A 23150-nucleotide genomic window follows, 5' to 3' on the forward strand; every position below is an offset into this window, starting at 1 on the left:
AAAAAAATTACACAATTGTGTTGTCCAGGCAGAAGACTTCGGCGAGTTGCTTGTCGTCCATATCGGCGAGCCATGTTTCGCCGGCGTTCACGGTCAAGTTGGCGATGGCTTTTTTGGTTTCGAGGAGGGAGTTGATTTTCTCTTCGAAGGTGCCTTTGGTGATAAAACGATGAACTTGGACGTTGCGCTTTTGGCCGATACGGAAGGCGCGGTCGGTGGCTTGCGCTTCGATGGCGGGGTTCCACCACAAATCGTAATGGATAACTTGCGAGGCGGCGACGAGGTTGAGGCCGGTGCCTCCTGCCTTGAGCGAGAGAATGAGCACTTTGCAGTCCGGATTTTCCTGGAAATCCTGGATCATTTCGGAGCGCTGCGTTTGTGTGCAACCGCCGTGATAGAAATGTGTGCGGAGGCCGAGTTCGCTTTCGATGGTGGATTTTAGCAGGTGCCCCATTTCGGCAAATTGCGTGAAGATGAGCGTCTTTTCGCCTTGCTCTTGGATAGATGTGAGGAGATCCAGGAGCATTTGCATCTTGCCGGATTCGAGCTTGCTGGACTTTGGGGACGCGGCGTTGTCGTCTAACCCTTTCAGGAATGTGGCGGGGTGGTTGCAGATTTGCTTGAGGGCAAGAATCATCTGCAAGATTATGCCTTTGCGTTTGAACAAGGCGTGGGCATCGTTTGCCTTTTCGCTGAGGGCTTGCTCCATCTCGAGTTCTTGCATAAAGTGCTCAAGCGTTTTTTGATAAAGGGCTGCTTGTGAGCGAGTGAGTTCGGCGTATTCGTCTTGGATGATCTTATCGGGCAAGTCGCTGATGATGCTCTTGTCGGTCTTGAGACGGCGCAGCATGAATGGTGCTGTAATTTTGCGGAATGTTTCGGCGACGATTTGGTTGCCGTTCTTTTGAATCGGCGTTTCGAACTTTTCTCGGAATTCGCTTGCACTCGGGAAGAACCCGTGGTTCGCAAAATCCATGATGGTCCAGAATTCCATAAGGCGGTTTTCGACCGGGGTGCCACTCATCGCGATTTTCATTGGGGCGCGCATGCGACGGAGCAATTTACTCTGTTCGCTATCGGCGTTCTTGATATTTTGAGCTTCGTCGATGATAATCGTTTGCCATTCGTGCTTGTCGAGTTCAGCAAAGTCCTTGCGGAACGTAGCGTAAGTCGTGAGCAATACGTCGGCGCTGAACTTTTGCAAGTTGCGGCGGCCTCCGTGGTACGCAAAGAACGTGAGTTCCGGGGCGAACTTCTTGATTTCGACTTGCCAGTTGCAAAGGAGGCCGGCGGGCATCACGACAATGGCTTTTTTCTCCGCAAATTTGCCTTCCTGTTTCATCTTGAGGAGGAACGTAATGACTTGCAGCGTCTTGCCAAGGCCCATGTCATCGGCGAGAATGCAACCGAATCCGATTTCCAGATTCTTGTACATCCAGGAGTAGCCGCGCATTTGGTAAGGGCGGAGAGTTGCGTTCAGATTCTCGGGCAACGGAATGTCTGTTTCGGCACGCCAGGCGTCGAACTGTTGCTTGAAATCGCTCGCCATTTCAACCGGGATGTTGTCGCATTCGCCGGTGAAGCATGCTTGTACGAGTTTGGCTTGCGTGATTTCTGGAACGGAATCTTCTTCGAGGATTTCGTCGGCGTTTTCCGCGGCATTTTCAGAAGACTTTCCCGCATCATCCGCAGCAATTTTTTTGCCTTTGCCGTCTTTGACGTTCCCGCCAGACTTGCCTTCAATTTTATCGCGGATGGATTGCAAATCCTGTTCGGTAATTTGCACGTAACTAGACTTGTATTTTAAAAGTCCGTCCGCTTGTTCGGCGAGTTCCAAGAATTCTTTTGCTGAAATGTTTTCATCGCCGATGGCGATTTCCCAATCAAAGTCGAGCAGGTCTCCGGCAGTGAATGCACCAAAGCTCATGCTTCCTTGCAAGCGCATCTTGGGTTTCGGTTTTCCGATGTTCAAAAGGTTCTTTGGAATTTCTGTCTGGATGCCAAACAGTTGTAGTTTTTTGAGGCAATCCTGCAAAAATTCGAGGAGTTCGGCGCCTCGCATCAAAATCGGTTCGCTTGCACGGCGTTCCAAATAGGCGTCGAGCGGCTTGAATCCGTCGGCGATGCCGTTCAGAACACTCATGATCGAGAGTAGTCGCGAGTCGTTGTTTTCGAATAATTCCGAAAGCGGCGTGCGTCTTGCGGCATTTAGCATTCCCGCCGCATTCCCGGCAGCACTTGTTGCGGTTCCATCTTCGTCAAGTACAAAAACGTCCAGCGCTACATCTTCGTCCATTTCGCTACAGACAAAGAGAATCTGCGTGCGGCAACCGAGGCAAGAATACACCGAGAGCCATTGCTGGATTTTCCCAGGAATGGCGTGTGCATTGTTCGCGAGCTTTCCAGAAACGCTATCGAAAAAGAACGAGAGTAAATTGCCGTGATTCGTCTTGAGTGGTGTTTTGTACTTGCGCGCGAATTTCAGAAGCTGCGAGATGAACAGCGAAAGAATATGTTCGGCGGGTTCCGCGATTTCGAAGAAGGATTCTTCTTTGCTTGTCCACGCGAGTTCTCGCGGGGCGGTGACTTCGAGGTCTGCGACAATGTACAGAATCTCGGGGAGCATTTCGGCGGGGAGCCAGCGCATCTGCGCTACGTCTTTCCCGATCCAAAAAACTTGCGGATAAATCGCTCCGGTGCGCACAAGGTAAAACGCCACTTGCAACATCAAGTGCAAGTAACGCACGGAGTAATGGTGCCACGAAAAATTCCCAGCGCTCAGGCAGCAAAGTGCGCCCATCACGTTTGTGACTGTGAGATTGCTATTGATGACTTTGTCGGCCATGGACTGCTCGAAATTCCAATGCCATCCGGGCTTGTGGAACAGTCGCAGTTGCTCGTTTTCCATCAAGAACGTCTTTGCGTTATTCACGCGGAATTGTTCTGAGAAAGCGTCAAAATTTTCGAAGTCGGTAAAGAACTTGTGGCACGATTCTAGTTCGTCGGTAAAACTCTTGCGGAAATTCCCGGCGGGGCAGAACTTCGGGAAGTTTTGCAACATCGCGGGCAGAATATGTGAGTAGTCTTTCCAGCTCTTGAAATCGAATGTCGGCAGTTGCTTGGGCGGAATGCTGTTTTGCGATTCGCGGCCCGAGCCTTTATACCCACCAAATAAACTAGCGCTCGCATCTTCTGCGTGAGAAAGTTCGGCGGCGTTTTGTGCTTCGTGTTCGTCACTATCCCCGGCGGCAGTTTCGATAGCAGATGCGTTTTCGGCGCTTGAGCCTACAAGTCTTGTCGCCTTGCTGAACGACCTCACGAGATTAGTTTCGCTGGGCGCTTCCATTTCCATCGCATCCGGCTTGTAGTCCTTGATAAATTCCAGGTCGAGCCCGTGAATTTTGAAAAGGATGTTCGGTTCCTTGTCCGCCTGTTCTGCGATTTTCAAAAATGTGGCAACGAGGTATTTGCACGGGCGTTCATCGCGACAATCGCAACCCATGTTGACCTTGGCCGGATCGTCAAAAAGTTGGAGCCCGCTTTTGCTCATCAAAAGCTCGAGCGACGGGCTTAACGCCTTGTTGTTTAAAGCCAAAAGTTCCGCAGGCTGCTGCTTCAAAAAGCTCACGAAGATTTCGGAAGATTCTTTAGAAAATTTCGGGAAGACGATGTAGTTGTTATGGAGCCCGCCATTCGGGCCTTTCACCACGGAAATCACGCGGTTATCGACGATGTCGATGCTTGTGACCTGGCCACGTGCGGCAAACTTGAGCCCCTGCAAAACAGCCTGCTCGCTTGCGGTTGCGAGAATTGAACTCAACCACTTGTTTGCCCACCAAGTCTTTTCATAACTTCCAAAATCCATGGGCACAAATATAATAAAAGTGCTCAAATGAACAAATGAACGGCGAGCCTAGTCATGAGGATAAATAGAATATTAAGCATCATTTGTTTTTTATATTTGAAATATGAAAATGAATAAAATCGTACTGGCTCTTGTGGCAGGGATGCTTCTTGTTGAACCGACTTGCGCCAAGTCATCTTTTAAAGGACTTTTAAAATCATTAAGCAAGGGTAAACAAAAGCAAACTGAAAAGGAAGTTCCGGCCGCGGAAACCTCAAAGCAGGAAACTCGAACGACGGCGAATTTCCAAGCAAAGCCTGCAGCTCAAGCCCAAAATACGTTTGTGGATTCCAGAGATGGCGCTACATATAAATTCGTGAAAATTGGTGATTTGGTCTGGATGGCGCAAAACCTGAATTATGGCGATACCATTGCCGCTCCGGGATTAATTGGAAACTCCTGGTGCTATGATAATGATAAACGCAATTGCGCTCAGTATGGCCGTTTGTATTCATGGTCAGCCGCAATGGATAGTGCCGGAAATATTTCGAATAACGCAAAAGGCTGCGGCAAAGGGAAAAAATGTACTCCGACTTACCCCGTTCGTGGCGTTTGCCCGGAAGGTTGGCATTTCCCTGAATTGGCCGAGTGGCAGAACTTGGCAGATGCTGTAGATAGAAAAAAAGAAGCCTTGCTTGCAAATATCTATTATGGTGCTAAAGATGAATACGGCTTTGCGGGGCTTGCTGCGGGTAGCCATAGATTTGATGGTACTGATACCGTATTTTGGGGGCTTACTCACAACGGCGATTTTTGGACTTCCTCGGAATACGATGAAAATGAAGCTTTTGAATGGGGGCTAGCGTCTAATAAGTGGTCGTATGGGAAACCTGGGTATGGAAAGACTGCTGGGTATTCGGTCCGTTGTGTAAAGGATGATTGTCTTGCTGCGGCAAATGTTGTGTTCCATGACCCTCGCGATGCAAAGTCGTATAAGGTTGCAAATATAGGTGGCGTTGTGTGGTTTGCCCATAATTTGGATTTCAAGACAAAAGAAAGCTGGTGCTTCAATGACGGCTGGGCCAATTGTGAAAGATATGGCCGTCTTTACACTTGGAAGGCCGCTCAAAACGCTTGCCCCAATGGATGGCGCCTCCCTACGGATAGCGAGTTGCCTGCTATAGTTGATAACGTTGAACGACTTCAAATCGAAGCTTCTGGTAATCGCGACGCTAAGGGCAAATATGGATGGCCCCCTCGAGCAGAATTTTGGACGAGTGGCGCTACAGGTAGTAAAGGCAAGTTCTATTACTATGACCTAAACACTAAAACGGGCAACTTTGATACGCTCAACAAAAAGGCTGCCAAACCCGTCCGTTGCGTCAAAAAATAAGACTCTAGGAAAATTTAGGGATTTTTCTATCTTTGTCTCCGAAAAATCGGTCAGTTCGAAACCATCCTGACCTTAGGCACAGGCCTATAAACCAAAACTAGGAGACAACATGCGTTCAGAAGCTGAACTCGAAGGCGTTACGCTCTTGGGCAACAACAAGACCCAGTACAAGACCACCTACAGCCCCGAAGTGCTCGAAAAGTTCCCGAACAAGCATCCGGGTAACGATTACATGGTCACGTTCAACTGCCCGGAATTCACGAGCCTCTGCCCGAAAACCGGTCAGCCGGACTTTGCCGAAATCAAGATTAACTACATTCCGGACCAGTATTTGGTGGAATCCAAGTCGCTCAAGCTTTACATGTTCTCGTTCCGCAACCACGGGGATTTCCACGAAGACTGCGTGAACATCATCATGAAGGACTTGGTGAAGCTCTTGGACCCGAAGTATATCGAAGTTGAAGGCATATTTATGCCGCGCGGTGGTATTTCGTTGTATCCGTTCGCGAACTACGGCAAGCCGGGTACCGAATTCGAAGCTATCGCCAAGACGCGCCTCTTCGCCGCTATTGACAGGAGGAAGTAATCATGCAAAACGAACTCCTCATGATTGCCTCCATTTTCGTGTTTTTTGGAGGCCTCGTCGCTTTTTTCCGCTTTTTCGGTAAGCAGGGTATTTTCGCCTGGACCGTCATTTGCACCATCGCGGCAAACATCGAAGTGCTGATTCTTGTGCACGCCTTCGGCCTTGACACTACGCTCGGTAACGTCATTTTCGCATCGTCATTCTTGGCGACCGATATGATGAGCGAAATCTTTGGCAAAAAAGAGGCAAGCCGCTGCGTGAAAATCGGCATTCTCGCGAATGTGACGTTTATTCTCATTTCGCAGAGCTGGTTTTTATACATCCCGGCCGAAGGCGATTCCATGGCAGAACCGATCCGTACGGTTTTTTCGAATACGCCTCGCGTGATGCTTGCTAGTTTGTTTGCGTATGCAATTTGCGAAGCATACGACGTTTGGGCTTACCATGCTGTTTGGAAATGGTCCGAAAAGAAGTTCGGCGACAAGAAAGGATTTTTGTGGCTGCGCAACAACGGTTCTACGCTGGTGAGCCAGCTGATTAACGTGGTCGTGTTCAACCTGCTCGCGTTCGCGGGCGTGTTCCCGTGGAATACCATTGTCGAAATCCTGATTTTCGGCTACGGCATCTTTATCGTGACGTCGCTCATGGACACTCCGTTTGTGTACTTGGCTCGCCGCATCGCTGAAAAACACCCGGAACTGCTAAAAGAGTAAGGTTGCGCTTGAATGTCATTCTGGAGGGGCTATGCCCCGATAGAATCCATAGATTTTTGCCTTTAAAAAATAAGCCCGCTCGGAGTGAACTGAGCGGGCGTTTCTTTTGTTCTTCCGACTTTATTTGCCGAAATTAGTTTTTATAATTCGATTCCGAACTTCAAGCTTGCATCACCGTAAAATAACGTCTCATCTGGTTCCATGTCTCCGCGATAACGGGGCGTCACACCTGCTTGTAGAGAGAAATCAATTGAAAAAATGTTGTTGAAACGAAGCGTGTAGCCGCCTGTCAGGGCGAAAGTGTATTGAATGATTGATTCGTTTAGATATCCCTCAATTCGAGATGATCCACTTTCAAGATAAAGCCAATAATCGTCACTATGTTTTCCATCCATGGATGCTGATTCTACAAGAAAACCTACGTGAAAATTTCCGTTGGTTGTTGGAATAAATTTGCTAAATTCTAAACCGAGTCCAAAGCCGTATCCGCTGTGATCCATATATTTACTGAATATGGGGGCGAGTTTTGAGTAGAATTTCACGTGTGCCTTAACATCGAAATTACTCCCGACACGAATCGATACGCCGACCATCGGTCCCCATTGTGCAAAACCTAGCGGGTCCATCCAAAAACCGAGCTTAGTTTCCTTAGCTTTTGTCCACCAAACGGAGTTAGGATTCTTTTCGGGCGGAAGTTCTTGCGACTTTTGGTCAAAGTTTTCTTTGGTTCCGTTCTTGTATGTAATCTCGCTAACGGATTCTTTTTTTACGGAATAGGTAGGACCTTCTGGATTGTTGAATTTCTTGTAGCGAACCGTTGTTTCGTCAATTTCTAGGACGTTTGCTTCTTCGCGGGTTCCGTTTTTCATGGATATGATGTCTTGCGCGAAGGTGGGGATGGCAAAAATCGCTGCAATGGCGACTGAAAGTAATGATTTTCCCATAAAAAGATCCTCTTGAGGGGGCTTTTGAAATTGATTGAATTGTAAAAAAAGAAAAACTATTCGTAAACTACACTAATGTGCAATTTTGCGGCGGGTTTTGAGTGCTTGTGATATGGATTAATCTTCTTATGCGGGTAAATTTGTATATTATTGCCGTTCAACCCTAAAAAGGAGAAAAAGTTTATGAAGTTTTCTCACGCTTTGATTTTGGCTAGCTCCCTTGCTTTCTTTGCTTGCAGTGGCGACGATGATGATTCCCCGACGGGCGCAAAGGCCGGTTATGACTGCACCGTGTCTGATGGTGTCAAGGTTGCTTATCCGACTGTTAGCGAACAGTTTAAGATTGGTCAGACCATTGATGTTGTCTTTGGTACGACTATTGACGATGGCTACCGCATTGTGTTCAAGAAAAATGCTAGCGACGCCGGCTTGGATTTGCTTGATGAATCCTTCGATTTGACAGGTCCGGCTGATGGCAAGACTTGCCACACGGTAAAGGTCAAGCTCGATGCCGAAAAGGGTGTTGAACCGACTTTGACCGGTATTATCCGTGTTATTCCGTACAACAAGCAGAATAAGGGTAATAACTCCGAACTCTTCGTTGTTAAGGAATGATCCCTCAATTCAATGATCAAAGTATCACCGTAGCCATTGTCGGTTGCGGTGGTTTTATTGGTTGTCACCTTCTCGACGCTATTTTGACGCGCACCAAGTGGCGCGTTTTTGGCGTTGATTTGGATTTTTATAGAATCCAGCACCGGCTGAACGACGAACGCTGCGAGTTCATGGTGGCGGACCTTGCCGATAAAAGTGTCGTTGAACGAATTGCAAAGTATCCGGTCGTAGTGAACTTGGCTGCCATTTGCACGCCGAGCCGCTACATGGCCGAAGCTCCCGAAGTTATCCGCAGTAATTATGACCATCCGGCAGCGTTGGCCGATGCTTGTGCCAAGTCGGGTTCGTGGTTGATTCATTTTTCGACGTCCGAAATTTATGGGCGTACGTCTGCGGATTCCGGATTGCTGCTTGAAGACGAATCTGAACTTACTTTTGGCCCTGTGACCGCAAGCCGCTGGAGTTATGCGACAGCGAAGCTCCTCACGGAACGCTATATTGCGGGCCTCAAGAATTTAAAGTGGACCGTGGTGCGCCCGTTCAATTTTGTCGGACCGTACATGGACTTTATGCCTGGGGTCGATGGCTCGGGCATTCCGCGTGTGCTTGCGAATTTCTCGTCGGCGCTTGTTCGAGGCGAACCGCTAAAGCTTGTGAATGGCGGGGTTGCAAAGCGCAGTTTTACGAGTGTCTTTGATGCGGTCGATTTTATGTTCGCGCTTTTCGAAGCGGAAAAATCGCCGTTCTCGCAAGCGTTCAATATCGGAAATCCTGATAACGAACTCACGATTGCGGAACTTGCAAACAAAATGCGCAAGATTTTTGCAGACATCAAGGGCGTGTCTGTAGAATCTATCCCCGAACCGGAAGTTGTGTCGGGCGTAGAATATTACGGCGAAGGCTACGAAGATTCCATGCGCCGTTTGCCGTCGGTCGAAAAGGCGGAACGCTTGCTCGGCTTTAAGGCAAAGACTCCGATTGACGTCGTTCTGCGCGAATCGTTGACGTGGTTTGTAAATCACTATGGATCCGAATCGTCATCCTGAGCTGCGCGAAGGATCCTGTTATGTCTTGTTCTGCGATAGATTACTTTATCTTCGTTCCTGCGTACAACGTTGAAAATACGCTAGTCGAAGTCCTTTCGAAAATTGATGAATCTATTTTGTCGCGCGCTCGTGTGCTTGTGATTGATGATGGCTCTCGCGATGGGACCGCACAGGCTTTTGAAAATGCGCGCAATCTCTCGTCTCGTTTTGAATATTTAAAGTTTGAACAAAATAGCGGTTACGGCGCCGTTGTCAAAAAAGGCATTGCCGAAGGCTTGGTGTCGGGTGCGGCGTTTATCGCTTGCTTGCATGGCGATGGACAATACCCTGCTGAAAAGTTAGGCGAGTTCTTTGCAGAGATGGAAAATAACAATCTCGATTTGCTGCAAGGTTCTCGACATGCAATTGCGGGGGGGGCAAAACGCGGCGGCATGCCGTTACACAAGCGTATTGGCGGTGCGTTCTTGACGGCGTTAGAAAATATCGCTTTTCGCGTAAAGCTTACGGATCGTCATAGTGGATTTATCGTTTATTCCTCGCGATTCCTGAAAACCGTCGATTTGAATCGCTTGAGCCCGTCGTTTGATATTGATTTGGAACTGATTGCGATTGCCGATGCTCGCCGTTTTGCAATTGCGGAACTCCCAATCCCGACGCGGTATGCCGACGAAAAATCGAACCTCAATGTGGTCACGTATGGCTTGCGTGTTTTGCGCCAAATTTGGCGAAGATTGAAAGGAAAAACTAATAACTAACGACCATTGACCAATAACTATATATATTATAAGCATGGTTAAAGATTTAATTCATGCTTTAAATGGGGTGCTGCTCGGTAAATCCGAGGCGGTAGAACTTTTGGTTATGGCTCTCCTTGCCGATGGTCACGTGCTCATCGAGGATGTGCCGGGAACGGGCAAGACGACGATTGCGAAAGCGCTTGCGACTGCGGTTGGAGCGGATTTTGCACGTATCCAGTTTACTCCGGACTTGCTGCCTGCCGATGTAACGGGCGGTGCCGTGTTCAAGGCAAATACGGGCGAGTTCGAAATTCGCAAGGGACCGGTCTTTACGCAGGTGCTCTTGGCAGACGAAATCAATCGCGCGTCTCCGCGAACGCAGAGTGCACTCCTAGAGGCTATGGAAGAACGCCAGGTTTCGCTCGAAGGCGAACGTCATGCGCTTCCAAAACTCTTCATGGTGCTTGCAACAGAAAATCCTGTGGAATTTCATGGCGTGTTCCCGCTCCCGGAAGCGCAGATGGACAGATTCTTGGTGCGCCTTTCGCTTGGGTATCCGACGGCGGAAACGGAACTCGGTATTTTGCGTGCGCATCGCGATGGGCGGCCGCTTGACACGCTCAAGGCGGTGACGACTCCTGATGAAGTTATTGCTATGCGTAGCGATGTTCGCAAGATCCATATTGACGAATCTCTTGAAATGTATGTGGTTTCGCTGGTGCAGGCTACGCGTACGAATCCGGCGGTGCGTTTGGCGGCAAGCCCTCGTGCGGGAATCAATCTCATCAAGATGGCTCAAGCGTGTGCGTTTGTTGCGGGCCGCGACTTTGTGAATCCTGATGATATCCAGCATGTATTTTTCCCGGTGATGGAACATCGCGTGTTTGCAAAAGATTCGAATACGCCCGGTGCGTCTAGACAAATTCTCGAAAGCGTCTTGAAACAAGTGCGTGTGCCGAAATAATCTCACAATTCCTTTTTCTGGAAGATTGCTTCGTTTCACTCGCAATGACGTAAAATAACCACTAACTCCTAATTACGAATTCCGAACTCCGAATTGATTTAAAATGTCTCTCTTCCATTTCTTTATAAATGCAATTCCTAGAAGTCCCAAGCGCAAGGGACTCTTGATGCATTTGTATTACATTTGGCAAGAAGCTTTTACGCCGGTGGGACATGCCGCGGCAGCGCTCATGATGTTTTCGATGTTCGCGGGTGCGGTGCCTGGATTTTGGGCGGCATGGGTGTTTTGCGGTTTGGATTTCATGTACTTTTTGGCGCTTGTGCCAAGCCTTTTTATGACGGCTCGAAAGAGCAAGTTCAAGGCGGGCGATATTGCTGTGCGCAATGTTTATGAAGGTGAACTTTCGACGGTTCACTTGCAAATTTATGCTGAGGATAAATTAAACGCTGTATCGCTAGGTTGCTTTCGCATGGATTCTTCGCTTAAATGTGCTGAATCGGAACAGGTGCAAATTGTTGCCGGCGATTCTGCGGAATTGATTTGCCGAATCCAAACTAAAAAGCGGGGCGCTTTTGAAATTCCTAAAGTGGCGCTTATTTTGCCTGAAATTAATGGCGCTTTGCGTTATGCTGCAAAAGTGGGGAAGGCCGAGTTGCTTGTTTTACCGCGCCCGTTGCGCGTGAGCGCTTTCCCGTTTTTGATTTCGGGTGCAAGTGGCGCTGTTTTCGCGCCGCTTTTGATGCCGAGTCTTACTCGTGGAATGAATTTTGTCGGTGTGCGCGAATACCGCGAAGGTGATGCGTTGCGCGACTTGCACCATAAAGCGTTTGCTCGTTACGGGAAACCGTTTACGAAGGAGTTCGAAACGGAACGGGGCGCGGGTGCAATCCTTGTGCTTGACGTAACTGCCCGGAATCTGCGCGAGAAGTCTTCGGTAGAAATGCTCATCCGTTTGGCGGCAGGTATTGGCTTATGGCTCTTGGAACGGAATGCGCTAGGGCGCTTTTTCATTGGCGATGATGAAATTTCTTTAGTGCAAGCGGATGGTGGTGAAAGCCTTTTAGAAGCTCTTGCGCGTATCCCTACGGCATCCCTGTTGGAAATGCACGCATCTCGAAATGCTGTAAATTCTCGTAATTTGCAAAAACGCTGGTCGCCAGCGGCGCGCCCGCTTGGCCCAGTGCTTCGCGTGGGGCTTTTTGCAACTGATGATCCGCTTGTTCACAAACAAGTCATTCTAGAATCGCGCCCCTTGGCTGCTGACGAATTGAAGACAACTGTCTCGGATGATGTTTTGGCTGTTAATGCAAAACTTCTCGAACGTTCATTTGAAAAGTCGCGCGAAACGGAGGTGAGTCTATGATGAACTTCCGTGAAATTTGCAAGACGGTTTTCTTTTGCATTGTCTCTGTGAATTTGGGCGTTTCGAGTGGTCTAGAAATTCTTGGATTTCTTTTTGCTGCTTTGTTTGTGGCGATGCATATAAAGCAATATGTGCTTTTAAAGTCTACGACGAACCAAAGAAAAATCCCGCGATATAGAAAATTATTTGCTTATGGTGCAATCGTTCCGTTCGCTTTGTGGTGGCTGCTGACTCCTAGTGTCGAAAATGGGGTTTCACCTTATTTGGTCTTTATTCCAGCGTGGTATTTACTTTATCTAGCGTTGCTGCAAAAGCGCAGTTTGGGTAATGGCGGTTACGAAGTCTTTGTCGTATTCAATGGTGTCGCAGCCCTTTTTATGGGACTCTTTCAAGCGCCCCGCGCTGTTGTGGTGAGTGCGACTGTCGCGTTACTGCTTGCGGTGTATGCGTTTGGACGCCCCCGTGTTGCGCTTTATAAAAGACTTCTCTTTGTTTTAATGTATGCAAGTTTATGCGGCTCATCATATCTTGGTTTCAAGTATTGGAAAAGTAATCACTATTACAGTGGTCGCTGGGCCGAAGATTATTACTTGAAAAATCGTGTCATGGGATTTGATCCGGTGGCCGCGCTGGGTTCATTTTCGAGTAATTACAATTCGAAGTACAATAACGAAATTATCTTGAGAATTTGGGATACGCTTGCACCGCAATATTTGCGTGCCGCGGCTTATGAAAAGTATGTGGCGGGCATTTGGAAACTCCCGACTACAGCAGAAAAGAAACTTTATCCCGCCCGTTATCGCGTGGATTATGCAATCTTTGAAACAGAAGATTCTATAACGATGACGCCGAATGTCAAGACGGTTTGGGTTCAAGCGACTCTCGATAATTTTGGATTTATGTTTGCAGCACCCAATGCGGTGGGTGTTGCTAGTAAAAATGCGGACTCGCTCGATTACTATTCGACGAATGTCTTTGCAGGTGCAAACGGAATGCGTAGCGATTGGTTCTATTATGTACCTGATACAGCTGCAACGCTTGCTATAACCACGGCGCTCTCGGATGAGATTGATTCAGCATTCTTGCAAATTCCAGAAAAAGATTTGAATTTGTTGGATACCATCGCCTCGGCAATGGCTCTCCCTGTTCGGGACTCTGTAATAGCGGATTCTGCATCCTTGGATAAATCTGAATTAGAAACGCAATTCGCTGTCAAAAATCTAAAAGCTATTGAAAATTATTTTATTAAGAATTTTAAGTATTCGTATGTAGTGTCTTGGCGCAAAAGTTATGCAGGAATGTCGATGAACACTGGTGTGTCGAATATGAAGGACATGCTTGCGCTTTTCTGGAAAAATAAAGAAGGCTATTGCGAATATTATGCGACTCTGGCGACGCTCTTGCTCCGCCATCAAGGGATTCCTGCGCGTTATGTGACGGGATTTGCGCATCCGGAACATGTCGAGGGGCGCCCTTATGTGACGTTCCGACGTCGTCATAGTCACGCTTGGGTTGAAGTTTATATAGACCACAAATGGTATATTTTTGACCCGACCCCGCCGGTTCTTGTGAACGCATTTGCGGAATCATCTTGGTTTTCGAAAAAAATCGAAGGCTTGAAAGGCCGCGTTTCGTATGTGCTTCATTTGCTTAAAGATGGTGAGTGGCGCCGTGTCGTTGACAGTTGGCAGAATGTTTCGGAACGTTTCGTGGCAAACCCGGTACTCTATGGCGTTTTGATTTTGCTGGTGGTTGTTTTTGCGGGAATCAGGTTCCGTAAATATCGTCGCAATAGAATTTCACATTCGGTTTCGAAAGATGCCGAACGCTGGATTTCTTTGCTTGAATCCGCTGAAAAGCGTCTTGCACGAATGGGCTTTGTTCGTGCTTCTGGTGAAACGGTTTCTGCGTTTATGGTGCGCATAAAGCAAACTATGATGGCGCAGCAATCTGCTCGACAAACAATAAAAAAGGCGAGCCCTAAGGACTCGCGCTTTGAAAAAGATTGTCTTTCTTTGCTGAAACAGCTCGAAGATTACGAAAATAATCGTTGGCGTTAAACGCTTAGAGCGTTAGTTAGCCGTCACGAAGGTGTAAACTTCAGTAGCCGTGTTCTTTTCTACGGCGTCAGACTGCTTCATTTCCGGTTCCATGAAGAAAATCTGCTTTAGAGTCATGGTGACTTGTCCACCGACTACCGATATTTCGACCGGGATTGTGGCTTCGTTTACGGCCATGCAATCGTTTCCGGTTCTTGCACGAAGGTGAAGAGATGTTCCTACAACGTCCCAGAGACCATAGGTCTTGCCCGTGGCTGTCTTGCAATCGGCCTTGCCCAAAGGAGAGTTTGCAAATTCAAATGTATTCGTTTGATTTTCGTCAACATAGAATTTAAGCGTTGCCGGGCTTGCTTCTAAATTATGACTCGGATCGATAATGTATACGACATCTGTTCCAACGGTTCTCATAACGGTCGGGCCGCCGATGCTCCAGGTGCCTAAAACGCAGTCGTTAGAAAGACCGGCCGCGCATTGTTCGGCTTTGGAGGGCGGGGGAGTAGTTGCGTTGTCGCTGCAGGCGGAAAACAATGTTGCTGCCATAGCAAGGGAAGCCAAAATCTTGATTGTCATAAATGTCCTCTTTTAGTTGGAATATAAATAAAAATTTTGATGTTGCAGAACACTACAACGCGTTTTTCCAAAGATTTAACATAAGCTATTTAATTGGAAATATATTAAGAATAGTTGTTGGGGGGCATTTTCCATGCCCCAAGGAGTGTTAGATGAAAGTCTCGCGTTTCGTGGGCTTGTTTTTCGGTTTGGGTTTTGCGGCATCGGTTTTTGCAGCCCCAGACCCAAATTTCCACATATATCTTGCTTTTGGCCAATCCAATATGGAAGGCCAGGGGGACGTCGGTAGTCAGGATAAGACCGTTGACGAACGTTTCCAGGTGCTCTGGGCGGCAAATAATGGTTCTTGTTCAGGGAAAACCAAGGGAAAATGGGCTACGGCAGTGCCTCCGTTGGCGCATTGTCAGGGCGCAAAGCTTGGACCTACGGACTATTTTGGCCGCACGATGGTCGAAAAGACGGATTCTAAAATTAAGGTGGGTGTTATCGTCGTGGCTGTTGCCGGGTGCAGCATCCAGCTGTTCGACAAGGATGGCTATGCCAATTATGCTAGGTCCCAGCAGAGCTGGATGACGCAGCGCATTAATGAATATGGTGGAAATCCTTACGGTCGCTTGATTGAAATGGCTAAGAAGGCTCAAGAAGATGGTGTCATCAAGGGAATCATCTTCCACCAGGGTGAAACGGATGCTGGTGACGGTCAATGGCCCTCCAAGGTCAAAAAGGTTTACGATAACATTATTAAGGATTTGGGTCTTGGCAATGATGTGCCGTTCCTTGCGGGCGAAGTGTTGCGCAGCGGCTCTAGCAAGGGCGCGAACAACAATATCGCTAAACTCCCGCAACAGTCAAAAAACTTTTATGTAGTTTCATCCGAAGGATTTAATCAGGCTCTTGGCGATGGACAGAATGTCCACTTTACCTCGCAGGAATACCGCGATTTTGGCAAGCGCTATGCCGAAAAGATGATTGAAGTGCTTGGCGACAAGATTAAACCTGTTGCCGCCGAGGAATCCAGTAGCAGTGCTGCTCCGGAAAGTTCATCAGAGGCAGCGTCCAGTTCTTCTGCGGCTTCGAGTTCTTCGAGAAAAGTGAAATCCTCGAGTTCTACGACGGGTGTTATCATTATCGGAAATGCCACACCGTCATTGAGTGTGGGCAAGGTCTCATTCGATAATGGAAGCATCATGGTGCCGGTGACGCTGGCTCGCAATGGCAATGTGAAAGTTAGGCTTTATTCTGTGCTTGGAAGCGAGGTTGCGAGTGTTAGCGAGTTGATGAAACCGGGTACGAATAGCGTGCATTTTGTAAGGAAAAATGTTCCGCCGGGCGTTTACATGTTGAGTGTTCAGACAGCTTCTTCTCGCGTTACAAAGCGATTAGATTTGTCTAAATAAAAGTTCTCCTCACTGCTAAGGGCTCCGTGTTTTTACGCGGGGCTCTTTTTGTATGCGTGAACCCGCCATCTATTATGCAATGCTCACGATTTCCAGCTCGTCGCCAACAACTTTAAACTTGACTTCAAATTCGGCGAAGTTGAATCCGTAAACGCGTTCGGGATCGTTTTGGTAGGCGGGTCGCGGATCTTGCTCTAAGACTTCAATGAGCGCGCCGCGTTTTTCTGATGGCAATTTGTTCAATTGCTCGGATGGCTTTACATGCACTTTGATTTGGCGGACGGCCTCGGCGAAGCCGCCTGTGGCTTCGGGGTGGGCGTCCGTGTAAGGCAGGTACGGTTTGATATCGACGATGGGCGTTCCGTCCATCAAATCGGCGCCGGAGACGACGATTTCGGGCCCTTCCGGACCGTCGAGATTAATTTGCTCGATTTTTACGCAAGAAAGTGCGACCGGGTTCGGGCGGAAGCTCGAACGCGTGGCGAAAACGCCCAAGCGCTTGTTGCCGCCCAGTCTCGGCGGGCGCACGGTCGGGCTCCAGGTGCTACGGATGTTTTCCGAGAAAATCCACATAATCCACAAGTGGCTAAAACCCTCAAGACCGCGGAGTGCATCGGCATTGCGGAACTCCGGCTCAAATCGAATTGTGGAACGCAAATTCTGCACAATGCCACTCTGACGCGGAATCCCGAACTTTTCCGGAAAGTCGCTCTTGATTCGTGCGATGATTTTAAACGTCAGTTCTTGCATCGGAAATTGCCAAGCTTTAAATACTTTGTCATGCCCGCCACTGAGCGGGCATCTCCTTTATAACATAGCAAAAAAGAAAGGCTAGAGTTTGCAAGCATTCGCTTTGGACTCTAGCCTTTTGAAGTATGGGATTGATGATTATTGAAACTTTTGTTGTTGTCATGCCCGCCTTGAGCGGGCATCTCCTTTAATGCGTTTTATTTAATCGCAATCGCTTTTTTCAAGAGCAGCTTGCCGTTAGCACCGGTGACCTTTGCGATGTACTTTCCGGTTGGAATCTTCTTGAGGCTAATGCTCTTGTTGCCGTTCACGTCGGTGGAAAGGAGCGTTTTGCCGTTCAACGCAATAACATCAAGCTTGCTGTCGCTCGGGACGTTCACTTGCAAAGTGCGGTTCTGCTGGACAAGCGTTGCCTTGCCAATGTTGAGTGCTACCTTGTTGAGGCCGGTGGGCGGAACTTCGACAAACTTTGTGCCTTCCGGAGCGCCCACGATGGTGCCACGGCCCACGGTGCTCATGTAAACAACGCCGAAGGTGTTCATGTCGCCTTGTACAAAATTTCCGTTACCCGGACCGCCGAACTGGTGCATGTCGTCATTGACGCGTTCAAAAGTTTTGCACTTGTCGGTGCTGCGGTAAATGCCAATCGGATCGCCAGACTTTGCTGCTCCCCAGATAAAGATGGTTTCGTAGTCGCTGCCTTCTTTGGCCTTGCCGATGCCCACGGCGATTGCGGTTGAAGCGCCTTCACAGCGATTCCAGCTCTTGCCGCCGTCTTCAGTGTAGGCGAGGCCGTATTCCGTGAAGCCCTTGGGCTGCCAAACTTGAGCCTGGTCCATCGGAACCCAAAGATGTCCTTCTCTCTTGGGAACGGTGCGGATGAGGCCGCCACCGTTGTAGTATTCGCCAGCCTGTTCGTTCTGCAAACGGGCTTCGGATTCAGCAAAAGTCTTGCCTCCGTCGGTAGATCTGTAAAGCGAGCCCATGCCGCCCATGACGTAGAACGTTTTGGGGTCCACCGGGTCAGCAACAATGCGGGAATAGTTTGTCTGCGTGCCCGTTTCAACAGCGGTCCAAGAGGCGCCATTGTCGTCGGATCGGTAAACGGTGGCGCCCTGGTCTGGACGGTGCAACATGATTTTGCCGTCAGCAGAAAGTACCACCAAGCCCTTCGGGCCCTTGAGTGTGGTCTTTACGCTGTCCCATGTCTTGCCCATGTCATCGCTGCGGTACATCACGTTGAAATTCTGAGAATCGTACTTGCCGTAAACGGTAATCACACCTGTGCGAACCAAGCTTCCGGTGAGCGGGGCGTAACCCATGCTTTCGGTGGTGCCGATGGTTGGCTTGTGGCGCTGTGCGCTCTGCTTGATGTCTGTATAAACGGCGCCGTCGTAGTCGCCAATAGCGGTGACCAGCGGGCCTTCCGGAATGCTCACGATGTCGAGCGGCACTGTCTCTTCGATGCCTTTGGACATAAACTTCCAAAGGGGAACCTTTGCGGAGACGTCTTCGGTCATGAAGATGCCGTTACCGCTTGTGACCCAAGCTTCCTTGTTGTTGAACGGGTTAATTTCGAGGGAACCCGCCCAGTGGATGGCGTTGCCCGGGATCCAGTCGGTGCCGTTGGCGTCGATGTTCGGAATGTCGTTGTAATGCTGTCCGTGATTCCAGGTCTTGCCGCCGTCAGTGGTGGCGTAGATGCGGTCGCCGTAATTCTCTTTTTCGTCTTTGGTCACGTGGCGGCCGGTGTACTTGCCCAATGTCGAAATCACAATGTGGTTCTTGTCCTTGGGGTCAATGGCGACGCCGCCGTAAGAGCTCTTGTCCTTTTCGTAGCTCTTGGTGGTGCTGCCTTCGTGTTCCACAGAGTCACTCGGGGTAAGGTCGGTCCACGTGCCGCCAGCGATATTGTACTTGTAAAAACCACCACTTGCGATGTTATACGGACCGGGGCCGTCAGCAAATGTCACGTACATGTCGCCGTCGACAATCTTTGCACGGTGCGGCATGAGTCCAGTGGGGACGCCCTTGATGGCTTCCCAAGTAGCGCCGCCGTCGTGGCTGACCTGCAAATTATCCTTGGTTTCGGAAATGCCGATGTAGATGGTCTTGGTGGAACCGTCGGCGTTCTTGCCCTGCGATTCGTCGAACATCACAAAGCTGATGCCGTTCACGCCGTTCAGGCTGGATTCTGTGGCGGTAGAAAGGGCGACCTTGTAGGCGCTTGTCCAGGTCTTGCCGTAGTCGGTACTCTTGTAAAGTCCCTTGGTGCGGCTACCGCAGAAGATGATGTTTCCCTTGTTGGGGTCCACGGCGAGCTTTTCGCCGGTCTGGCGGCCCATGCCGTTACCGTGGGCGAGCATTTCCACATAGCTAGTGTCCCAGGTGGCGCCGAAGTCTTCACTGCGGAGCACGGCCGTGCGGCCCTTGCTGAAATAGCCGGTACCTGCGAGCACGTAAATGCGCTTGGGATCGTTGGGGTCGAGAGCAAAGGCTTCGGTACCGTAAAGGCCCTTGTCGTTTTCCGAGATGAAGTCCATCAGCGGAATCCAAGTCTTATTTTGAAAATCGAAGCGATAGATACCGCCCACGTCAGTGCGGGCGTAAAGCAAATTCTCGGCCTTGGGGTGGAACATCACGGCAGAAACGAATCCGCCACCATCGAAGCGGACGTTGCCCCATTCGTACTTTTCGGCGCTTGCGCTTGTGGCGAGGGCGAGTGCGGCGATGCCGATCATTGAAATTTTACCAAACATATCGTCTCCGTTGAGAATTTTGAGAACAATTAAAACCCTTACAACTATAGTTAATATATATAAATATTTGAAAAAGAGGTTCTTATATAAACCTTAATTTGAGAAAAATTTTGAGAACATTTGGAAGAGATTGTTTTAAAAACATTTTGACCATTTTTGCCGTGTTTAAATCATTTTACGCGAATTTCAAGAAAAAATTAGTCCGAACGCCTCTTAAAAGCGTGCAAAACGAGTGTCGCAGAAAAATGCTTGCATTTTTCTATGACCGAGTGCAGCCGCGGACGCCGTAGGCGTCAAAAGCGTGTTAATATAACGGTAGGGGATGTTCCTTACCGTTATAAGGACATGCTGATGGCAAATGAAAATAATACGACAAAACCGTATATTGTGAAAAATGCAGATGGCGTAGAATACTTGCTTCCGTATTATCCGGCGACGTTTCGAGCATTGCTGGATGACAAGGACACGATTCGTGACCTGCTGAACAGTATTCTTGAACTCGATACCGAACACGAAATAGTCGACCTCAGCTACGCATTTGAAAAATATATCGATGTGTTCATGCCGGGCGATGAGCCCATGCGGCTTGACGTGTGGGTGGCGACGCGTGACAACCGCTTCATGAATATTGAGTTGCAAAACCGCGAACATCCGTTCTTCTTGGACCGTATGCAGCTTTACAACGCTTATCTAACGATACGTGGCAAGCATGACTACAATCGTTCGGAACAGTTCCTTGCCATGTCCGAAAAGGAAAAGATGGCTCATTATTATGAGGTTCCTGAAACCGTTTCCATTTGGCTTTGCAGGTTCCCGATTTTGGAGCCGAGAGAAATCTATAAGGATACATGGACGCTGTATAGCAAACACGATGTAAAGACGGGGGAGGCCTTGCCTCTGTTTCCGAAAAATAAATATATTATAGTCGATTTGGTTAAGTTCCTAAAGCTTCGCAAGGGCGTAAACTCCCGTGAAGATTTTTGGCTTAGGCTTATTTCTAGAGGTCCGCTTGAAGTCCCTGAATCGGAAGATCCACTTCTTAAGAATGCTTTGGCCCGCTTGCGAGTAAGCAATGCAGATCCTGAACTTTTGAAAAAAATGGAGCAATTCATGTTCGATGAAATGCATGCATACGATGCCGTTATAGCCGAGAATTTCCTCAAGGGTAAGACTGAAGGTGAAGCTAAGGGTAAAGCCGAAGGCAAAACTGAAGGCCATGCCGATGCGATAAGCGTTATGCAGGCTATGGGCTTACCTCCTGAGCAAATCGCCGAGGCGAAGGCTCGGCTTGATGCTTTGAAAACGAAGTAATAGCTTCTTTGTTTGATTACAAAAAATCCCCGAAATCAGTCAATTTTCGGGGATTTTTTGCTAAAAACGTTAAATTGGGCGCTTTTATTGCAAAAAGTCGAGCGTTTGTTATTCCGCGCCGATGCCAAGACCTTTGAACGGCACGTATCTGATTTGGTTCTTGTCGTCGATAATCACGGCAACGCCGGTGAGGAAGTACGGCCAGTGTCTGGAAGCCGGGTCATGGAATCTGTAATTGACCTTTCCGTTTGAGGCAAAAACGGAGAGCGGGAGAATAAAGTCATCGTGGGAGCAAATCACACGGAACTTGTTCATGGAAGCGTAGTCCGGTGCAATGTGCGTCTTGACTATTTCTTCGGATTTTTCCTTGAGGTCGTAGAAGGCATCGGCATAAAGGTTGTCGTAGGCCCATCCGGAAATGACGAGACGGACGTTTCCAGTAGAGTCATCATAGAAACTATAACGTTCCTTGTCTTTCTTGTACCAACTGATGGAATAAATTTCAGATGAATCGTGCGGGAATGTGGTTTGACCGCGACCCACGGCGATGTTCAGACATGTCTGTTCTGTGCGAACATACTTGGTGTGCGTGAACACGAATTCGTCGGCGCTGATGAGTTTTTTGCCGACGGCTCTTGCCTGACGAACACCGTCTGCGGGTTCACCGTTGACCGTATCCGGTTCGTTTTCCCAATAGGTGAGCGGAGTTTCTTTACCGGTTTGTGCGTCGTCGCGTTCGCCGTGGCGGATTACGAAAACGGCCTTTTCATTGCAGCGCACGCTCTTGAAAACGTCTGCAATGTCGGCAAGACCGATAGAATCGAGTGCGATAACGGCAACAGGCGTTTCAACGCAGTTCGGGTCGGTCTGCTGTGCGACCGAAGAACTGGATGGCGGCGGCAACAATGTTTCGGAGGAACTGCTGGACTCACCGATTGGTGCAATTGCGGAGCTAGAGCTTGCAACGTCGGCAGAACTTGCCGGGAGCTGTTCCGTGGATGAACTTGAAAGTTGTCCTTGCTGTTGTGCCTGGTCGCTGGAACTTTGTGTTGCCGGACCATAATTGCTGAAAGTAGGCGAAACGTCATCGCCGCAGGCTGCCAAAAGGGCTGCCGACAGGAGTGCACCGCTAAAAGCTAGAGAAATACGTGAAATTTTGTGCATTTCGAAAAATTTCCTTGTTTTATCTCTCTAAATCTATTTATGTTGAGGGATTTCTTCAAGTAAATTTTTCCAAAACCCGTGAATTATACGTTTTTTAGGCTTTTGCTTCGGCAGGCATGTTGGAATTGTAGTTGATTTCGTTACGGTGCTTCAGTTCTTTGTTCAGTGGCCAATAAATGAGGGCAAAAACGATGTACCCGATGAACAGCACAATCCAGTGGTTGAGCCCGAAGCCGATTTCTACGTAGCGCATCGTTGCGAACATGAACGGCCCTGCAATAAGGAATAACGGAAGCTGCCTGCACTGGTCTCCAAGTGAAAAACGGCTCTCGTAGCTCACGATGGAATTCATCATCGGGAAACTGGTGCAAAAACCGCCCATTAGGCGCTTGATAAGCATAAGTCCCGAAACAACACCAGCAATGGCGGGGGCCTTGATGTAAATCGGGAGAGGAGTCTTGTAACGCACACCGGACTTGTATTTTTGCTTTTGGAAAAAGATGACTCCAATAACAAAGTCAAAAACGCAGGCTCCGATAAAGTAAGCTTCGCCTTGGGGGATACGTGAGTGCAGGAATGTTCCGAGCGCCACAAAAAAGGCAAGCCCTGCAATGATGGATGGAACGATAGGAACTTTGACTTTATAGTGTAAAATGCGTACGATATGTACATATAACATGCACATAAATCCGGAAACGGCGTTCTCTGTACCCATCGGGAGTCCTACGGCGATGTAGGCAAATCCGCAAGGAATGGGGATGGTGGCGGTAACGGCCTTAAGCTGCGGGTCCTTGAGGTAGGCGCTTAACGTCCCGAGGGCGGTCACCATAAAGACTAAAAGCCAGTCGTAGAGCGAAAAATGAAAATTTAACGATTCTAACATCGGGCAAAAAAATAGAAAAGTAAGACCCTTTTTGACATTTCCATTATAGAT

General features: G+C 48.7%; 18 protein-coding genes. 11 read left to right on the forward strand and 7 right to left on the reverse strand.

What is annotated here, in order from left to right; all coding sequences use genetic code 11:
- Nucleotides 1–7: 7 nt before the first annotated feature.
- Complete coding sequence (locus BUQ91_RS02110; protein ID WP_074207973.1) at nt 8–3865, reverse strand: SNF2-related protein; 3858 nt, start codon at nt 3863–3865, stop codon at nt 8–10.
- A 109-nt stretch (nt 3866–3974) separates the two neighbouring features.
- On the opposite strand from BUQ91_RS02110, the gene BUQ91_RS02115 reads away from it, so the two are divergent.
- From BUQ91_RS02115 to BUQ91_RS02125, 3 genes are all read left to right on the forward strand, one after another.
- On the forward strand, nt 3975–5237 hold the full coding sequence (locus BUQ91_RS02115; protein WP_254842211.1) for an FISUMP domain-containing protein: 1263 nt from the start codon (nt 3975–3977) through the stop codon (nt 5235–5237).
- A 109-nt stretch (nt 5238–5346) separates the two neighbouring features.
- Nucleotides 5347–5823: a preQ(1) synthase gene (gene queF / locus BUQ91_RS02120; RefSeq protein WP_072827383.1), complete on the forward strand. Its 477-nt coding sequence runs from the start codon at nt 5347–5349 to the stop codon at nt 5821–5823.
- A 2-nt stretch (nt 5824–5825) separates the two neighbouring features.
- Nucleotides 5826–6536: a queuosine precursor transporter gene (locus BUQ91_RS02125; protein ID WP_074207975.1), complete on the forward strand. Its 711-nt coding sequence runs from the start codon at nt 5826–5828 to the stop codon at nt 6534–6536.
- Between the two features lie 140 nt (nt 6537–6676).
- On the opposite strand, the gene BUQ91_RS02130 is transcribed toward BUQ91_RS02125, so the two are convergent.
- Complete coding sequence (locus tag BUQ91_RS02130) at nt 6677–7480, reverse strand: hypothetical protein (RefSeq protein ID WP_074207976.1); 804 nt, start codon at nt 7478–7480, stop codon at nt 6677–6679.
- Nucleotides 7481–7663: 183 nt separating this feature from the next.
- On the opposite strand from BUQ91_RS02130, the gene BUQ91_RS02135 reads away from it, so the two are divergent.
- The 6 genes from BUQ91_RS02135 (at nt 7664) to BUQ91_RS02160 (ending at nt 14265) form a co-directional block, all read left to right on the forward strand.
- A complete protein-coding gene (locus BUQ91_RS02135; protein WP_074207977.1) occupies nt 7664–8095 on the forward strand; it encodes a hypothetical protein in 432 nt (143 codons plus the stop codon).
- Nucleotides 8092–9141 carry an NAD-dependent epimerase/dehydratase family protein gene (locus BUQ91_RS02140; protein WP_074207978.1) on the forward strand — a complete coding sequence of 350 codons (1050 nt, stop codon included), beginning with the start codon at nt 8092–8094 and terminating at the stop codon, nt 9139–9141. Before BUQ91_RS02135 ends, BUQ91_RS02140 begins: the two co-directional genes overlap by 4 nt.
- A 20-nt stretch (nt 9142–9161) precedes the next feature.
- On the forward strand, nt 9162–9896 hold the full coding sequence (locus BUQ91_RS02145) for a glycosyltransferase family 2 protein (protein ID WP_074207979.1): 735 nt from the start codon (nt 9162–9164) through the stop codon (nt 9894–9896).
- A 34-nt stretch (nt 9897–9930) separates the two neighbouring features.
- Entirely contained in the window at nt 9931–10842 is a 912-nt protein-coding gene (locus BUQ91_RS02150) for an AAA family ATPase (protein ID WP_072827377.1), read from the forward strand.
- Between the two features lie 103 nt (nt 10843–10945).
- Complete coding sequence (locus tag BUQ91_RS02155; RefSeq protein WP_074207980.1) at nt 10946–12205, forward strand: DUF58 domain-containing protein; 1260 nt, start codon at nt 10946–10948, stop codon at nt 12203–12205.
- Nucleotides 12202–14265: a transglutaminase domain-containing protein gene (locus tag BUQ91_RS02160; RefSeq protein WP_074207981.1), complete on the forward strand. Its 2064-nt coding sequence runs from the start codon at nt 12202–12204 to the stop codon at nt 14263–14265. The genes BUQ91_RS02155 and BUQ91_RS02160 overlap by 4 nt, the downstream gene beginning before the upstream one ends.
- A gap of 12 nt (nt 14266–14277) precedes the next feature.
- Here the strand turns inward: BUQ91_RS02160 and BUQ91_RS02165 are convergent, their stop codons facing one another.
- Nucleotides 14278–14835 carry a hypothetical protein gene (locus BUQ91_RS02165; RefSeq protein ID WP_074207982.1) on the reverse strand — a complete coding sequence of 186 codons (558 nt, stop codon included), beginning with the start codon at nt 14833–14835 and terminating at the stop codon, nt 14278–14280.
- A gap of 152 nt (nt 14836–14987) precedes the next feature.
- On the opposite strand from BUQ91_RS02165, the gene BUQ91_RS02170 reads away from it, so the two are divergent.
- Nucleotides 14988–16232, forward strand: coding sequence for a sialate O-acetylesterase (locus BUQ91_RS02170; RefSeq protein ID WP_074207983.1), 1245 nt, complete (start codon nt 14988–14990; stop codon nt 16230–16232).
- Between the two features lie 72 nt (nt 16233–16304).
- Here BUQ91_RS02170 and tsaA read toward each other — a convergent pair whose 3' ends face one another.
- Nucleotides 16305–16982: a tRNA (N6-threonylcarbamoyladenosine(37)-N6)-methyltransferase TrmO gene (gene tsaA / locus BUQ91_RS02175; RefSeq protein WP_074207984.1), complete on the reverse strand. Its 678-nt coding sequence runs from the start codon at nt 16980–16982 to the stop codon at nt 16305–16307.
- Between the two features lie 197 nt (nt 16983–17179).
- Nucleotides 17180–19741, reverse strand: coding sequence for a VPS10 domain-containing protein (locus BUQ91_RS02180; RefSeq protein ID WP_074207985.1), 2562 nt, complete (start codon nt 19739–19741; stop codon nt 17180–17182).
- 351 nt (nt 19742–20092) lie between these two features.
- Here BUQ91_RS02180 and BUQ91_RS02185 point away from each other — a divergent pair, with 351 nt between their 5' ends.
- Nucleotides 20093–21052 (forward strand): Rpn family recombination-promoting nuclease/putative transposase, encoded by a 960-nt coding sequence (locus BUQ91_RS02185; protein WP_254794306.1) that lies wholly within the window; start codon nt 20093–20095, stop codon nt 21050–21052.
- A gap of 108 nt (nt 21053–21160) precedes the next feature.
- On the opposite strand, the gene BUQ91_RS02190 is transcribed toward BUQ91_RS02185, so the two are convergent.
- Nucleotides 21161–22216 (reverse strand): histidine phosphatase family protein, encoded by a 1056-nt coding sequence (locus BUQ91_RS02190; RefSeq protein WP_074207986.1) that lies wholly within the window; start codon nt 22214–22216, stop codon nt 21161–21163.
- A 94-nt stretch (nt 22217–22310) separates the two neighbouring features.
- The gene (locus BUQ91_RS02195; RefSeq protein ID WP_074207987.1) at nt 22311–23099 is read right to left on the reverse strand and encodes a hypothetical protein; all 789 of its coding nucleotides are present in this window, start codon (nt 23097–23099) and stop codon (nt 22311–22313) included.
- Nucleotides 23100–23150 lie beyond the last annotated feature (51 nt).

It is taken from the genome of Fibrobacter sp. UWB11, assembly GCF_900143015.1.
Taxonomy (GTDB): Bacteria; Fibrobacterota; Fibrobacteria; order Fibrobacterales; family Fibrobacteraceae; genus Fibrobacter.

What these genes read in the sequence shown, in the direction of transcription:
- BUQ91_RS02110 (WP_074207973.1), bottom strand. Translation starts at nt 3,865, where the DNA reads ATGGATTTTGGAAGTTATGAAAAGACTTGGTGGGCAAACAAGTGGTTG.
- BUQ91_RS02115 (WP_254842211.1), top strand. Translation starts at nt 3,975, where the DNA reads ATGAATAAAATCGTACTGGCTCTTGTGGCAGGGATGCTTCTTGTTGAA.
- queF (WP_072827383.1), top strand. Translation starts at nt 5,347, where the DNA reads ATGCGTTCAGAAGCTGAACTCGAAGGCGTTACGCTCTTGGGCAACAAC.
- BUQ91_RS02125 (WP_074207975.1), top strand. Translation starts at nt 5,826, where the DNA reads ATGCAAAACGAACTCCTCATGATTGCCTCCATTTTCGTGTTTTTTGGA.
- BUQ91_RS02130 (WP_074207976.1), bottom strand. Translation starts at nt 7,480, where the DNA reads ATGGGAAAATCATTACTTTCAGTCGCCATTGCAGCGATTTTTGCCATC.
- BUQ91_RS02135 (WP_074207977.1), top strand. Translation starts at nt 7,664, where the DNA reads ATGAAGTTTTCTCACGCTTTGATTTTGGCTAGCTCCCTTGCTTTCTTT.
- BUQ91_RS02140 (WP_074207978.1), top strand. Translation starts at nt 8,092, where the DNA reads ATGATCCCTCAATTCAATGATCAAAGTATCACCGTAGCCATTGTCGGT.
- BUQ91_RS02145 (WP_074207979.1), top strand. Translation starts at nt 9,162, where the DNA reads ATGTCTTGTTCTGCGATAGATTACTTTATCTTCGTTCCTGCGTACAAC.
- BUQ91_RS02150 (WP_072827377.1), top strand. Translation starts at nt 9,931, where the DNA reads ATGGTTAAAGATTTAATTCATGCTTTAAATGGGGTGCTGCTCGGTAAA.
- BUQ91_RS02155 (WP_074207980.1), top strand. Translation starts at nt 10,946, where the DNA reads ATGTCTCTCTTCCATTTCTTTATAAATGCAATTCCTAGAAGTCCCAAG.
- BUQ91_RS02160 (WP_074207981.1), top strand. Translation starts at nt 12,202, where the DNA reads ATGATGAACTTCCGTGAAATTTGCAAGACGGTTTTCTTTTGCATTGTC.
- BUQ91_RS02165 (WP_074207982.1), bottom strand. Translation starts at nt 14,835, where the DNA reads ATGACAATCAAGATTTTGGCTTCCCTTGCTATGGCAGCAACATTGTTT.
- BUQ91_RS02170 (WP_074207983.1), top strand. Translation starts at nt 14,988, where the DNA reads ATGAAAGTCTCGCGTTTCGTGGGCTTGTTTTTCGGTTTGGGTTTTGCG.
- tsaA (WP_074207984.1), bottom strand. Translation starts at nt 16,982, where the DNA reads ATGCAAGAACTGACGTTTAAAATCATCGCACGAATCAAGAGCGACTTT.
- BUQ91_RS02180 (WP_074207985.1), bottom strand. Translation starts at nt 19,741, where the DNA reads ATGTTTGGTAAAATTTCAATGATCGGCATCGCCGCACTCGCCCTCGCC.
- BUQ91_RS02185 (WP_254794306.1), top strand. Translation starts at nt 20,093, where the DNA reads ATGGCAAATGAAAATAATACGACAAAACCGTATATTGTGAAAAATGCA.
- BUQ91_RS02190 (WP_074207986.1), bottom strand. Translation starts at nt 22,216, where the DNA reads ATGCACAAAATTTCACGTATTTCTCTAGCTTTTAGCGGTGCACTCCTG.
- BUQ91_RS02195 (WP_074207987.1), bottom strand. Translation starts at nt 23,099, where the DNA reads ATGTTAGAATCGTTAAATTTTCATTTTTCGCTCTACGACTGGCTTTTA.